The organism is Cryobacterium sp. TMT2-4, from assembly GCF_004402575.1.
In the GTDB taxonomy this organism is placed as follows: Bacteria; Actinomycetota; Actinomycetes; order Actinomycetales; family Microbacteriaceae; genus Cryobacterium; species Cryobacterium sandaracinum.
In genome coordinates, this window is the sequence record NZ_SOGE01000012.1 from 102,732 (window position 1) to 116,044 (window position 13,313).

The window sequence follows — 13,313 nt, forward strand, 5'->3', positions numbered from 1 at the left end:
TCGCCCACACTGGTCAAGGAGCGCGCCAGTGATGGTGGAAGACAACGAAAACATCAAAAAACGCAAGGGTTTATTCGGCACCCGCCGCACCTCGCGGAGGGCTGCCACCCCGGTGGCCGTTCCGGAGGCCGCGCCTGAGAACAACAGTGCGCAGCACAATGACGCCGCACAGAACGTCGCTGCGGCAACGCGCGAGCCGCTTTCAGCAGCGCAGACACCCCGCGTCCACACCGACGACGCCGTGACCGAGCCGGCAGCCGCCGCTCCGTTCGGCGAAACCCCCGACTCAGAACAGGACGCTGCCGTGGAACCGACGCCGCCGCCCACCCCGACCGCCGATGTGGTTCGCCGCCCGTCCACCTCGCTGGTGTTCCAGGCCCCGGTCATCGTGCCGCAACCGGCCCGCACCGGAGCGCGCCGCGACACCGCGCGCCAGGACCAGCGCCAGGACACCGGCCAGGACATCCGTCAGGACCATGACGACGAGGGCGACGAGTCGTCGACCGTTCGTCGTCGCGCCCGTCGGCGCACCGGCGACGAGAACCGGTCCGGATCCGACGACCCCGCGAACACCGTTGTTCGCGTGCGTACGCCCCGCGAACCCGAACTCATCACCGAACCCCAGCGGATCAAGGGGTCGACCCGCCTCGAGGCCAAGAAGCAGCGCCGCCGTGACGGCCGCGATGCCGGGCGCCGTCGCCCGGTGATCACCGAGGCCGAGTTCCTCGCCCGCCGCGAATCCGTCGACCGGGTCATGGTCGTGCGGGCCAAGCAGAACAAGATTCAGATCGGGGTGCTGGAAGACGGTGTGCTGGTCGAGCACTACGTCGCCAAGAATCAGGATGCCTCGCTGATCGGAAACGTCTACCTGGGCAAGGTGCAGAACGTGCTGCCGAGCATGGAAGCAGCCTTCGTCGACATCGGACGCGGCCGCAACGCCGTGCTGTACTCGGGTGAGGTCGACTGGGAGGCTGCCGCCGAGAACTCCGGCAACAGCAGCCAGGCTCGGCGCATCGAGCTCGCGCTCAAGCCGGGCGACAAGGTGCTCGTGCAGGTCACGAAGGACCCGATCGGGCACAAGGGTGCGCGACTCACCAGCCAGGTGTCACTGCCCGGCCGCTACCTCGTCTACGTGCCGAACGGCTCGATGAACGGGATCAGCCGCAAGTTGCCCGACACCGAGCGGGCGCGCTTGAAGAAGATCCTCAAGGAGGTTCTGCCCGAGAACGTGGGAGTCATCGTGCGCACCGCGGCCGAGGGTGCCACCGACGAGCAGCTCACGCTCGACGTCAACCGGCTCACCTCGCAGTGGGCGTCCATCGCCAAGCAGGTCGACACGGTGCAGGCACCGGCCCTGCTGCACAGCGAACCGGACCTTCTGATCAAGATCGTGCGGGATGTCTTCAACGAGGACTTTCAGAAGATGGTCATCTCCGGCGAGGAATCCCGTGAGGTCATCGAGGCCTACCTGCGCCAGGTCGCACCGGACCTGGTGGAGCGCGTGGAGCGCTACGAGGGCGAGAACGACGCCTTCGACGAGTACCGCATTTCGGAGCAGATCGAGAAGGCCCTCGACCGCAAGGTCTGGCTACCGTCCGGTGGCTCCCTCGTGATCGACCGCACCGAGGCCATGACCGTCGTCGATGTCAACACCGGCAAGTTCGTCGGCTCTGGTGGAAACCTCGAGGAGACCGTCACGAAGAACAACCTCGAGGCTGCCGAAGAGATCGTTCGCCAGCTGCGTCTGCGCGACATCGGCGGCATCATCGTCGTCGACTTCATCGACATGGTCCTCGAAACCAACCGCGACCTCGTGCTGCGCCGCATGCTCGAATGCCTGAGCCGCGACCGCACCAAGCATCAGGTCGCCGAGGTCACCTCGCTCGGGCTTGTGCAGATGACCCGCAAAAAGCTCGGTCTCGGACTCCTGGAATCATTTAGCGAGAACTGTGAAGCCTGCGCCGGCCGAGGCATCGTCATCCACCATGACCCGGTACTCAAGCACCGCCAGACGGCTCAGCCGGCCATGGAGCGTCGCCCGCGCAGCAAGTCGGGCACCAATTCCGGCGGCGACAACGGGCACCGCGGCGGAAACGGAAACGGAAACGGAAACGGAAACGGAAACGGTACCAACTCCGCAGCCGTGCACGCGTCTCAGGCCGATGCCGGCAAGTCCGGACACGGCACCCACGGCATCACCGAGGATGCCAAGCACGCCCTCGCCCTGATCGCCGCCCGCACCATCCCGCGCGCCCTGACCGGCTCGATCCCGATCATTGCCCTGCCTGAGGCGATGCCGGAATCGGTTCCCGCGGAGAAGGCGGCCGCCCCCGCGGCCTCAGCCGACGGGTCATCTGTCGACGCGGCGACCGCCGCATCAGCCAACCCGGCCGCCGAGGCCAACCCGATCGAGGAGGCCGTGAATGAGGCAGTCGCGGCCGAGACGTCTGCACCGTCGGCACGCCGCAGCCGTAGGGCGTCCTCCACGCCCCGCCAGCGGGACGCAGCGCCCATCGTGACCCCGGAAACCCCGGTGCAGGACGCGCAGCAGACCCCGGTCGAGGCGCCTGCCGCGCACGAGGCCGCAGCGCCCGACGACGACGAGCCCGTCGCCATCCTGGACATCCCGGTCAAGAAGTCCTCCCGTAGCCGCCGCACGGTCAGCAAGCAGGTCACCGACCAGCTGCTGGACTCGGTGCTGGACGCCCTGCCCGAGCCCAAGCAGCCGGGCCAGGGGCGTTCGCGCAGCCGGCGGGTGACGACGGCCGGCGGATCCACCGGGTCGGCCCAGCCGATCATGACCACGGCCCCGGATTCCCAGCAGTAACGAGAATCACTGCAGGAACGAATCGAGTCGATCGGGAGACCGGTGGCGCACAGCCCACGGGGCTGGGCGTCGCCGGTCTCCCGATCTCTTTCAACCGGCGAGGCAGCGCTTCGGGCCCCGATCAGGACTCTGGGAGAGAGCCGCTGCCCGATCGGTCCCGCCCGCGCACACGCAGGCCGCTTGCGCGGAGCCGGAGAACCAGTTCCCGATTGTCCACCGGATGCGCCCCCGAGGCCACGAGGGCGTCATAACGGTGGGCGGGTACGTCGTAGTGGTCCAGGTCGAAGCCGCGGCGGGGGATTCCGTTGCGGGCCGCGAAAGCGTGCAGTTCGGCCAGTGACGAATCGCTGACAAGATGGGACCAGACGGTGCCATGCGCGGGCCACATCGGCTTGTCGATCAAGACGGTCATTACCCGATTCTATGATCCGGCCTCGGTTTGACCGTCGCAGCAGGATCGGCTAACGTTGACTTTTGGTGTGCGACGGGCCTTTGCCCCCGCGATCACCGTGGTTTTCTGAGAGCGACGGGCCGACTTGGCGTGTTTAAGGCAGTAACTTTCCATCACGGGGCCTCACGGCTCCCCAGAGATAGGTACGTAACGTGGTTTACGCAGTTGTGCGCGCCGGTGGGCGGCAGGAAAAGGTAGAGGTCGGGACCATCGTCACGATGGACCGAATCAAAGCCAATAAGGACGGCAACGTCGAGCTGGCCGCAGTGCTTCTCGTCGACGGCGACACGATCACCTCTGACTCCCAGTCACTGGCCAAGATAACGGTTACGGCCGAGGTTTTGAACGATCTCCGCGGTCCGAAGATCGTCATCCAGAAGTTCAAGAACAAGACCGGGTACAAGAAGCGTCAGGGGCACCGTCAGGAGCTCACTCGCGTTCAGGTTACCGGCATCGCCTAGGCCCTGAGGAGCAGAACAGATGGCACATAAAAAAGGCGCGAGTTCCACTCGCAACGGTCGCGACTCCAACGCCCAGCGCCTCGGCGTGAAGCGCTTCGGCGGTCAGGTTGTCAGCGCGGGCGAGATCATCGTCCGTCAGCGCGGCACCCACTTCCACCCCGGCGTCAACGTCGGCCGTGGTGGCGACGACACGCTCTTCGCTCTCGAGCCCGGCTCGGTTGAGTTCGGCGCCAAGGGCGGCCGCAAGGTCGTCAACATCGTGGTGGCTGCCGCTTAGGCATTTCACATCGGTAAGCGTGAGGGCGGGCTTCGGCTCGCCCTTTGCGTGTTTCACGGCACCCGCACGACAAGATGCATAGCACCAATGATTTACGCACCACTGAGCTTTTTGCCACCTGAAAGGGGCACCCCCATGGCCACGTTTGTTGACCACGTCACTCTCCACCTGCGAGCAGGCAACGGAGGGAACGGCTGTGTCTCCGTCAAGCGTGAGAAGTTCAAGCCGCTCGCCGGCCCTGACGGCGGCAACGGCGGAAGCGGTGGTGACATCGTGCTCGTCGCTGACCCGAACGTGACGACCCTCCTCGGTTACCATCGGTCCCCGCACCGCAGTTCCGCGAACGGCGGCCCCGGCATGGGTGACCACCGCGCCGGCTTCGGCAGCGAGCTGATGGAGCTGGCCGTCCCGCTCGGCACCGTGGTCAAAGACGCCGAGGGCAACGAACTCGCCGACATGACCGAGCCGGGCTTCCGCATCGTCGTGGCGCCTGGCGGTCAGGGCGGGCTCGGCAACGCGGCCCTGGCCTCGCTCAAACGCAAAGCCCCCGGCTTCGCCCTGCTCGGCACCTACGGCTGGGAAGGCGACATCCAGCTTGAACTCAAGACCGTCGCGGATGTCGCGCTCGTCGGCTACCCCTCGGCCGGCAAGTCCAGCCTGATCGCGGCCATCTCGGCGGCCCGGCCCAAGATCGCGGATTACCCGTTCACGACCCTGCACCCCAACCTCGGCGTCGTGGATGCCGGCGAGGTGCGCTACACCGTCGCCGACGTGCCCGGACTGATCGAGGGCGCCAGCGAGGGAAAGGGCCTCGGCCTCGAATTCCTTCGTCACGTGGAACGGTGTACGGCGTTGCTGCACATCCTCGACTGCGCCACACTCGACCCTGACCGTGACCCGCTCAGCGACCTCGACGTCATTCTCGGCGAACTGGCCGCCTACCCGGTGCCCGACGGCCAGAAGCCGCTCCTCGACCGCCCCCAGCTGATCGCCCTGAACAAGATCGACGTTCCCGAGGGCCGGGAGCTCGCGGAGTTCGTCAAGCCCGACCTCGAGGCGCGCGGTTACCGCGTGTTCGAGATCTCGACCGTCAGCCATGAGGGTCTCAAGCAGCTCAACTACGCGCTGGCCGAGACCGTCGAGGCCGGCCGGGTCGAGGCCGCCGCGGCGCAGGCCGTCAAGCCGCGCATCGTGATCCGCCCGAAGGCCGTCGACGACAGCGGCTTCGTCGTCAAGGTCGAGGGTGGGTCGTTCGGCAACATCTACCGCATCATCGGCACCAAGCCCGAGCGCTGGGTGCAGCAGACGGACTTCAAGAACGACGAGGCCGTCGGCTTCCTGGCCGACCGCCTGGCCAAGCTCGGCATCGAGAACGAACTGTTCAAGGCCGGCGCGATCGCCGGCTCGACGGTCATCATCGGGCCCGGCAACGGCGTGGTCTTCGACTGGGAGCCCACCCTCACCTCCACGGCCGAACTGATCACGGCACCGCGTGGCACCGACACCCGCCTTGACGACTCCAAGCGACGCACCAGCAACGAGCGCCGAGAGGAGTACTTCGGCCGGATGGACGCCAAGGCAGCCGCACGCGCCGAACTGATCCGAGAACGCGAGGCCGGCATGTGGTCGACCGGCGAGGAAGAGTACAACGGCGACACTCTCACGGGCGACGGTTCAGTCCCGGTGTCGCCGCGTAAGGAGAGCGGGGCCGAATGAGTCACCGCTCCCGCGCCCAGGTAGCCGCCGCCCGGCGCATCGTCGTGAAGGTCGGCTCCTCGTCGATCAGCGGCGACAACTCCGAGCAGATCGCACCTCTGATCGAGGTCCTGGCCCAGGCCCACAATCGCGGCGTGGAGGTCGTCCTGGTGTCGAGCGGCGCCGTCGCCAGCGGCATGGACTACCTCAACCTCGACGAGCGGCCGGCCGACCTAGCCACCCAGCAGGCCGCGGCATCCGTGGGTCAGAACGTGCTCACGGCCCGTTACCAGGAGACTCTGGACCGCTATGGCATTGCCGCGGGGCAGGTGCTGCTGACAGAGGGTGACCTACTCAACGAGCCGCACCGCAGCAATACCCGCCGCGCGGTGAACCGGCTGCTGGACCTGCGCATCATGCCCGTCGTGAACGAGAACGACACGGTCGCGACCTATGGGCTGCGATTCGGCGACAACGACCGGCTCGCCGCCATGCTCTCGGTGCTCATCCGCGCCGACCTACTGCTCTTGCTCAGCGACGTCGACGCGCTCTACACCAAGCCCCCGCACCTGCCCGGTGCGGAACCGATCGACTTTATCGGGTTCGACCAGGAACTGGACGGCATGGAGTTCGGGGCGAACAAGGGTGCCGGCGCCGTGGGCACCGGCGGGGCGGATACCAAGGTGAAGGCGGCCCGCCTGGCCGCCTCCGCCGGAACGGCCGTTCTCGTCACTGAGACGAGCCTGGCCGCAGAGGCCCTCCGCGGCGGCTCCTGTGGCACCTGGTTCGAGCCGATGCCCACCGCGCCCGGCCGAGCGCTTCTGTGAGCGCACTCGGCCGACACGAGGTCGCGTCGGCCGCGCGCATCGTTGTGAAGGTCGGCTCCTCCTCGATCAGCGGCGCGAACATCGCACAGATCATCCCGCTCGTCGATGCCCTTGCCGAAGCGCACGGGCGCGGAGTGGAGATCGTCCTCGTCTCCTCCGGGGCCATCGCCACCGGCATGCCCTACCTGCAACTCGACGAGCGCCCCACCGACCTGGCCACCCAGCAGGCCGCGGCATCCGTGGGCCAGAACCTGCTCATCTTCCGCTACCAGGACAGCCTCGACCGGTACGACATCGTCGCCGGCCAGGTGCTGCTCACTGCCGGTGACCTGGAAAACCCCTCGCATCGAGGCAACGCGCACCGGGCGATGGATCGCCTGCTCGGTCTGCGCATCCTGCCGATCGTCAACGAGAACGACACGGTCGCCACCCACGAGATCCGGTTCGGCGACAACGACCGGTTGGCCGCCCTGGTCGCCACGCTCATCCACGCCGACCTGCTGGTCCTGCTCAGCGACGTCGACGCCCTCTATACGCGCGCGCCGCACCTGCCGGGCGCGGAACGCATCGATCACGTCCCCTGCGGCGATCCCATGCTCGGTGTCGAGCTCAGCGGCAGCCGCTCCGGCGTGGGTACCGGGGGTGCCGACACCAAGGTGTCGGCCGCACGGATCGCGGCGGAGGCCGGCACTGCCGTGCTGCTCACATCGACTGGTCTGGTTGCCGAGGCACTCCGCGGCGACCCGGTCGGAACCTGGTTCGAACCCGCTCTGGCCTAAACTACCGGGATGCTGCAGACCGACTCACCTCAGATCACTCCGATCCTCGAAGCCGCCCGAACCGCCGCCCGAACTCTGGCCACGACGTCGACCGGGTTGAAGAACCAGGCGTTGCACGGGATCGCCGCCGCCCTGCGGGGGAGCGCTGCGGAGATTCTGGCCGCCAACACCCTGGATCTGGCCGCCGGCACGCACAATGGCCTCTCCGAGGGCATGCTCGACCGCCTCAGCCTCGACGAGGCGCGCATTAACGCCCTCGCCGACGCCGTGCTCGAGATCAGCCTGCTCACCGATCCCGTTGGGGAGGTTGTGCGCGGCTCCAGCCTGCCCAACGGCGTACGAATCAGCCAGGTGCGTGTACCCTTCGGTGTCGTCGGCGTCATCTACGAGGCCCGCCCGAACGTCACCGTGGACATAGCCGCCATCGCTCTGAAGAGTGGCAACGCCGTCGTCCTGCGGGGCGGATCGGCCGCCGAGAACACCAACCGGGTGCTCGTCACCCTACTCCAGGCGGCGATCAGGCAGGTCGGCCTGCCCGAGGCATGTGTGCAGACCATCGACCCGTTCGGCCGTACCGGTGCCACCGAACTGATGCAGGCCCGCGGCCTTGTCGACGTGCTGATCCCGCGGGGGAGCGCCGGCCTGATTCGGGCCGTCGTCACCCAGTCGACCGTGCCCGTGATCGAGACCGGGGCCGGCGTCGTGCACATCTTCGTCGACGAGTCGGCGAATCCGGAGTGGGCGGTCGACATCGTGCACAACTCGAAGGTGCACCGGCCCAGTGTCTGCAACGCCCTCGAGACTCTGCTCGTGCACGAGGCCGCGGCCGCGCGGCTCCTGCCGGCCGTTCTGGCGAAGCTGACGGAGTCCGGCGTTACCCTGCACGGCGACGACCGCGTGCGCGAGATCTTCCCCGCGGCGGTGCCGGCCACGGAGGAGGACTGGTCCACCGAGTACATGGGCCTCGAACTGGCCGTGGCGGTCGTCGACTCCCTCGACGACGCCATTGCGCACATCCGTCGCTACTCGACCGGGCACACGGAGTCGATCATCACAAACGACATCGTGAACGCCGACCGGTTTCTCGGAGAAGTGGATTCCGCGGCGGTCATGGTCAATGCCTCGACCCGGTTCACCGATGGCGGCGAGTTCGGTTTCGGAGCCGAGGTGGGCATTTCCACTCAGAAACTGCACGCTCGCGGGCCGATGGGTCTGCCCGAGCTCACCAGCACCAAGTGGATCGTGCGTGGCTCCGGCCAGGTGCGCGCATAGCCCCCGCTAGACTGTTGGCCATGGCGTATCGCTGTGCCTTGTGAGTCCCTGAATGGAGAATCCCATGTCGTTCCTGACCGTTGTGCTGGCTGAGGCCGGGCTCGTCGATTTGCCGATGCCGATCTTCCTCTACGGAGTGATCGCCCTCGTGGTCTTCGCCGCGCTCGGCTTCGTCGTCTGGTCCTACCGGGATGTCGCCAACCGCCACCAGGCCAAGGCGAAGGCTTACTCCGACGCCCACGGCGGCGCGCGCAGCGACCACTAATCGGAAGCGTCACCATCCATAATCCCGGGGCCCGCCCACCGCGCATCGGCGTGATGGGCGGCACGTTCGACCCCATTCACCACGGGCACCTTGTGGCCGCCAGCGAGGTGGCTCAGAGCTTCGACCTTGATACGGTCATTTTCGTTCCCACCGGTCAGCCGTGGCAGAAGGCAGATGTGACCGAGAGCGAGCATCGGTATCTCATGACGGTCATCGCCACCGCCTCCAATCCCCGGTTCACCGTCAGCCGGGTCGACATCGACCGAACCGGGCCCACGTACACGATCGACACCCTGCGGGATCTGCACGCCGAACGCCCGGACGCGGAGCTCTTCTTCATCACGGGTGCCGACGCGATGGGGCAGATCCTGGGCTGGAAAGATGTTCAGGAGCTCTGGGATCTGGCCCATTTCGTGGCTGTGAGTCGTCCGGGACACGAGCTCAGTATTTCGGGATTGCCCAACCAGGACGTAAGCTTATTGGAGGTTCCGGCTCTGGCCATCTCGTCCACGGACTGCCGGGAACGTGTGAATCGGGGATTCCCGGTCTGGTATCTGGTCCCCGATGGGGTTGTCCAGTACATCTCAAAGCATCATCTGTATCGGAGTGTGGCATGACGTTGGGTAATGACCCACAGCCACTGACGCGGCGACAAGCCCGCGAATTGGCTAGTCGGAACGAGCAGGTCGTCGCCGGCGAATCCGCCGTTCCTGCGCCTCCGGCGCCGCTCGAACCGGCACCGGTGGATCAGGCACCGGTTCCTTCGACGGATGCCCTTTCCGCAAAGCAGCATGCCGCCCAGCAGTATCCCGCCGCACCGACCGCGTTCGCGCCTCGCGCCGTCGACGGCGCGCGTAGCGTTCTCCACGCACAGGACCACAACACCCTGACCCGTCGTGAGCTGCGCGCGCTTCAGACCGCGCAGACCGGCGATTCCGGCGAATTCCTGCTGAAGCACCACTCCCACACCGAGACGGCGCTCCCCGCTGCCCCGATCGCACCCGCACCTGTCCCCGAGACGGCTGCGCACCCCTTCGCCATCGACGCGCTGCACGTTCCGGTGGCCCCCGCCAAGGTGGCGCCGCCCGTCGAGTTCCTGATTGAGGCCTCCCCGCGCACGAAGGTCAAGTCCCGACCCGGAGTGCTCCACCCGCCGGTCGGACACTGGTCGCTGGCCCGCGACGAGGTTGACGACCACGTTCCCGGCGTGACACAGCTCGAACCGTTCGACCAGATCGTGGCTCGCGGCATCAGCGCCGGCGGCATTCCGACCACGACCAACGCCCTGATCCTGCCGTCCATCCCGCACCACGGATCTTCGTCGGGCCCGCTCATGCGCACCGGCGAGATTATGGTCACCGGGTCGATCGATCTACCCCGCAGCCTCGGTTCCACCGGAGCCCTGCCGAACGTCTTCGACTCGTCGGACATGGACCAGATGCTCGACCAGCTCGACGAGGGTGGACACCATAGCGACGTCGCCCCGGTCAGTGCGAGCCGCGCCGTCAGCACGCACGCTTCGACCCGGGGTGTCATGGCTCCACCGAGAAAGCGCGGGTTGACCGTCCCGGCCGTCCTGACCGTTACCGCAGGCGTGCTCGCTTTCGGCGTGCTGGCCCTGATCGTGGCCGGCTACGTCCTCAAGATTTTCTAATGCCATCCATTTCGCCTTCACTAACTCAGGGATTCATTCGATGACCGCTTCTGCCCATGCTCTCGAGCTCCTCCAGGTGGCCACCGCCGCCGCAGACTCGAAAGCGGGGGAGGACCTCGTCGCAATCGACGTATCCAATCCCCTGCCTCTCACCGACATCTTCCTGATCGTCACGGGCCGCTCCGAGCGCAACGTGGTGGCCATCGCCGGTGAGATCGAAGACAAGATGACCGAGGCCGGCCACAAACCGTTGCGTCGCGAAGGCCGTGCCGAGGGGCGCTGGGTCCTCGTCGACTTCGGCGATCTCGTCGTGCACATTTTCCACGAGGAAGAGCGCGGGTACTACTCGCTCGAACGTCTGTGGAAAGACTGCCCCGTCATTCCCATCGCACTGCCTGCCCACAAGGCCGCCGAGTAGCGGTGGTCAGCAGCAGGCTAATCATGTAGTAGCCTAGAGAAGTTGTTTCGGGCAAGTTGCGAAACACATTCTGGGTCCGTGGCGCAGCTGGTAGCGCACCTGCATGGCATGCAGGGGGTCAGGGGTTCGAATCCCCTCGGATCCACCGAGTAGCACAACGTACCGAAAATATGGAACAGGCCTCGACTTCGGTCGGGGCCTACTCTGGTTATGTGGGGCAGAAAAGCTCACCAATTTTCGCATGAAATGTATCGATCAGATGGATCCTCGCGGAGGCCCTCTGACGCGACTGCGGGGGCTGGTGATCACGCGCCGTCGATCAGGGCGAAGCGTGGAACGTCTGCGCCTTCGACGCGGACGGTGCCCGTGAACATGGCCAGGGGGCGCACCCACAGCCCGCGTTCTCCGTACAGGGCGGTGTAGACCACCAGCTGTTCCTCGGTCTCCGAGTGCCGGGCCACGCCGAGAACCTCGTAGAGGTGACCTTTGTAGTGCTTGTATCTGCCGATCGCAATGTCATTCATGGTGGGCTGACTCTAGGCTCCTTCGCCCGACATTCCCAAACCGTCATCTCCCCACCCGAGCCGGACCGGCAGGTACCGGGCCGTACCCTGTTGCCCGGCGCCACACACCTGTTCGAGGAGCCGAAACCCTGGCGGCGGCCGCCGACCTGGCCCGGGACCGGGTCGCCGACCACCTCGCCCAGACCGTCCCGCCACCGGTTGCCCGCACCGCGAGTATCGCTCCGAGTCCGGCCGACACCCGAGCGACGGGAGCCACAGAACGAACCCGGCACGGGGGGAGGTGACCGCGACGCTGCGATCGAACAGGTCGGCAGAACGCGAGTACGAGACCGAGCCGACCGGGTTCCGGCGGCCCGAACGCTGCCCGATACTGGAGGGGTGCCCGAGACTTCGATTCCTGCAGAGCGCCCGCAGCGCCCTCGACCGTGCCCCTGCCTGAGCGGCAACCTCTATTCCGCGTGCTGTGGTCGGTTCCACCGCGGGGACGCGTTTGCGCCCACCGCGGAGGCGCTGATGCGGTCCCGGTACGCGGCCTTCGCGGTGGGGGAGCCGGACTACCTGCTCACGACGTGGCATCCGCTCACCCGCCCGGAGGTGCTGGAACTCGACGCCGACGTGCGTTGGCTCCGCCTCGAGATCGAACGGACCGCGCAGGGCGGCCCGTTCGACACCGAAGGGGTGGTGGAGTTCACGGCGCACAGCCGGTCCGGCGGCGTCTCCTCGCAGCAGCACGAGATCAGCCGGTTCGTGCGCCTGAACCGCCGGTGGGTCTACCGGGACGCCGTCTAGCCCAGCTGCTCCAGGTGGGCTTTCAGCCGCGCCGCGAACGCGGGGCGGGCACCTTCGGCCCGCACAGTCTGCAGCACGTGTTCCCGCACGCCCAAGGCGGTGAGCGTGGCGCTGAGCCCCTGACGTCTCCGGGGGGCATGATCATCGGGTCGACGGTCGTGCGTGCCGGGTGGGCTCCCCACCCGAAAAGACCACGCCGTCGAGCAGGCCGTGACGCTTGGCCAGCAGCCAGTCGCAGGTGGACAGTGCCACAAGTCCCGCGATCTGCAGATCGTTCGCGCTCGCCCTTCTTGCCGATGCTGAACGAGCTGACCGGGCGGAAGTGGCCCATCACGATGGTCCACACCTCACAGACGCCGCCGCAGACCGTGCAGGTCGGGTGCTCGCCGGCCAGGTAGCCGTGGTCGGGGGCAGATTGAGAACGACGGCGTAACCGTGATGTACGGCAGCCGGTGCGTCGTCAGGGAGCGCTGGACGAGCTCGCGGCAGGCCGCGGCCGTGCAGAGCTTCTCCGACATGTACAGGTGCAGCACGGTGCCGCCGGTGTGGCCTCCAGGTTGTACATGTTTCCGGTGGTCTCCTGGAATGAAGTTCTGGAAATAAGGAGTGCCAAACACCGCGGTCATCACGTCGATAGACGCCCGCTTGATCACGGCCATCTCCTCGGCCAGGTCGCCGTGGTTGAAGTCCTGCTCGACCTCGCCGATCACGGTCACCTGCTCGCGCAGGTCCTCCGGGCAGACCCAATCGAACGTGAGGTTGGTGAACGGCGCCCTGTAGGAGTCGAAGGAGCTGCACTCCTGCGCTCCGGCCCACTCGTTCTGCATGGTGCCGAGGAAATTGACGATCTGCGCAATGGCCGAGGAGAAATGCCCCGGGGAGTGGACTCGACCTTGTCGAGAAAGCCAATCAGTCCCTCGTCGAGGAACACCCGGAGCGACCAGCCGGCGCAATAGCCGGCCAGCATGTCGAGGTCGGGGATGTGTAGCTCGCCCTCGCGGTGCGCCTTGCCGATCTCGGCGCTGGAGACGGCGGCAGCGATCCGCACTGCGTCGGAGGGAGCGTTAGCGCCAG

Annotated in this window: 14 protein-coding genes, 1 tRNA gene and 1 pseudogene; 13 read left to right on the forward strand and 3 right to left on the reverse strand. The window is 66.8% G+C overall.

Features of this window, described 5'->3' with window-relative positions:
* Window positions 1–31 precede the first annotated feature (31 nt).
* Entirely contained in the window at window positions 32–2,827 is a 2,796-nt protein-coding gene (locus tag E3O54_RS03405; protein ID WP_134400964.1) for an Rne/Rng family ribonuclease, read from the forward strand.
* A 121-nt stretch (window positions 2,828–2,948) separates the two neighbouring features.
* On the opposite strand, the gene E3O54_RS03410 is transcribed toward E3O54_RS03405, so the two are convergent.
* Window positions 2,949–3,239 (reverse strand): DUF4031 domain-containing protein, encoded by a 291-nt coding sequence (locus tag E3O54_RS03410; RefSeq protein WP_104103409.1) that lies wholly within the window; start codon window positions 3,237–3,239, stop codon window positions 2,949–2,951.
* A 191-nt stretch (window positions 3,240–3,430) separates the two neighbouring features.
* Here E3O54_RS03410 and rplU point away from each other — a divergent pair, with 191 nt between their 5' ends.
* The 11 genes from rplU to E3O54_RS03465 all read left to right on the forward strand — a co-directional run bounded on the left by rplU (window position 3,431) and on the right by E3O54_RS03465 (window position 11,071).
* Window positions 3,431–3,739, forward strand: a complete 309-nt coding sequence (gene rplU / locus E3O54_RS03415) for a 50S ribosomal protein L21 (protein WP_104103412.1) — start codon at window positions 3,431–3,433, stop codon at window positions 3,737–3,739.
* Window positions 3,740–3,758: 19 nt separating this feature from the next.
* Window positions 3,759–4,016 carry a 50S ribosomal protein L27 gene (rpmA, locus tag E3O54_RS03420; RefSeq protein ID WP_104169636.1) on the forward strand — a complete coding sequence of 86 codons (258 nt, stop codon included), beginning with the start codon at window positions 3,759–3,761 and terminating at the stop codon, window positions 4,014–4,016.
* A gap of 135 nt (window positions 4,017–4,151) precedes the next feature.
* On the forward strand, window positions 4,152–5,732 hold the full coding sequence (gene obgE, locus E3O54_RS03425) for a GTPase ObgE (protein WP_104103417.1): 1,581 nt from the start codon (window positions 4,152–4,154) through the stop codon (window positions 5,730–5,732).
* Window positions 5,729–6,538, forward strand: coding sequence for a glutamate 5-kinase (gene proB / locus E3O54_RS03430; protein WP_134400942.1), 810 nt, complete (start codon window positions 5,729–5,731; stop codon window positions 6,536–6,538). The genes obgE and proB (E3O54_RS03430) overlap by 4 nt, the downstream gene beginning before the upstream one ends.
* Complete coding sequence (proB, locus tag E3O54_RS03435; RefSeq protein WP_104103424.1) at window positions 6,535–7,317, forward strand: glutamate 5-kinase; 783 nt, start codon at window positions 6,535–6,537, stop codon at window positions 7,315–7,317. Before proB (E3O54_RS03430) ends, proB (E3O54_RS03435) begins: the two co-directional genes overlap by 4 nt.
* A 9-nt stretch (window positions 7,318–7,326) precedes the next feature.
* A complete protein-coding gene (locus E3O54_RS03440) occupies window positions 7,327–8,589 on the forward strand; it encodes a glutamate-5-semialdehyde dehydrogenase (RefSeq protein ID WP_104103426.1) in 1,263 nt (420 codons plus the stop codon).
* 64 nt (window positions 8,590–8,653) lie between these two features.
* On the forward strand, window positions 8,654–8,854 hold the full coding sequence (locus E3O54_RS03445; protein WP_104103428.1) for a hypothetical protein: 201 nt from the start codon (window positions 8,654–8,656) through the stop codon (window positions 8,852–8,854).
* Between the two features lie 14 nt (window positions 8,855–8,868).
* Window positions 8,869–9,471 (forward strand): nicotinate-nucleotide adenylyltransferase, encoded by a 603-nt coding sequence (gene nadD, locus E3O54_RS03450; RefSeq protein WP_255570179.1) that lies wholly within the window; start codon window positions 8,869–8,871, stop codon window positions 9,469–9,471.
* A gap of 47 nt (window positions 9,472–9,518) precedes the next feature.
* Entirely contained in the window at window positions 9,519–10,508 is a 990-nt protein-coding gene (locus tag E3O54_RS03455) for a hypothetical protein (RefSeq protein ID WP_134400943.1), read from the forward strand.
* A 40-nt stretch (window positions 10,509–10,548) separates the two neighbouring features.
* Window positions 10,549–10,926, forward strand: coding sequence for a ribosome silencing factor (gene rsfS / locus E3O54_RS03460; protein WP_134400944.1), 378 nt, complete (start codon window positions 10,549–10,551; stop codon window positions 10,924–10,926).
* Window positions 10,927–10,998: 72 nt separating this feature from the next.
* Window positions 10,999–11,071: transfer RNA gene (locus E3O54_RS03465), tRNA-Ala, on the forward strand.
* A gap of 160 nt (window positions 11,072–11,231) precedes the next feature.
* Here E3O54_RS03465 and E3O54_RS03470 read toward each other — a convergent pair.
* Entirely contained in the window at window positions 11,232–11,450 is a 219-nt protein-coding gene (locus E3O54_RS03470; RefSeq protein ID WP_104103441.1) for a DUF1653 domain-containing protein, read from the reverse strand.
* A 378-nt stretch (window positions 11,451–11,828) separates the two neighbouring features.
* Between E3O54_RS03470 and E3O54_RS03475 the strand changes: the two genes are divergently transcribed.
* Entirely contained in the window at window positions 11,829–12,239 is a 411-nt protein-coding gene (locus E3O54_RS03475) for a YchJ family protein (protein WP_369828002.1), read from the forward strand.
* Window positions 12,240–12,519: 280 nt separating this feature from the next.
* Here the strand turns inward: E3O54_RS03475 and nrdD are convergent.
* A pseudogene (nrdD, locus tag E3O54_RS17120) lies at window positions 12,520–13,269 on the reverse strand (anaerobic ribonucleoside-triphosphate reductase); the annotation flags it as partial.
* Window positions 13,270–13,313: the final 44 nt, after the last annotated feature.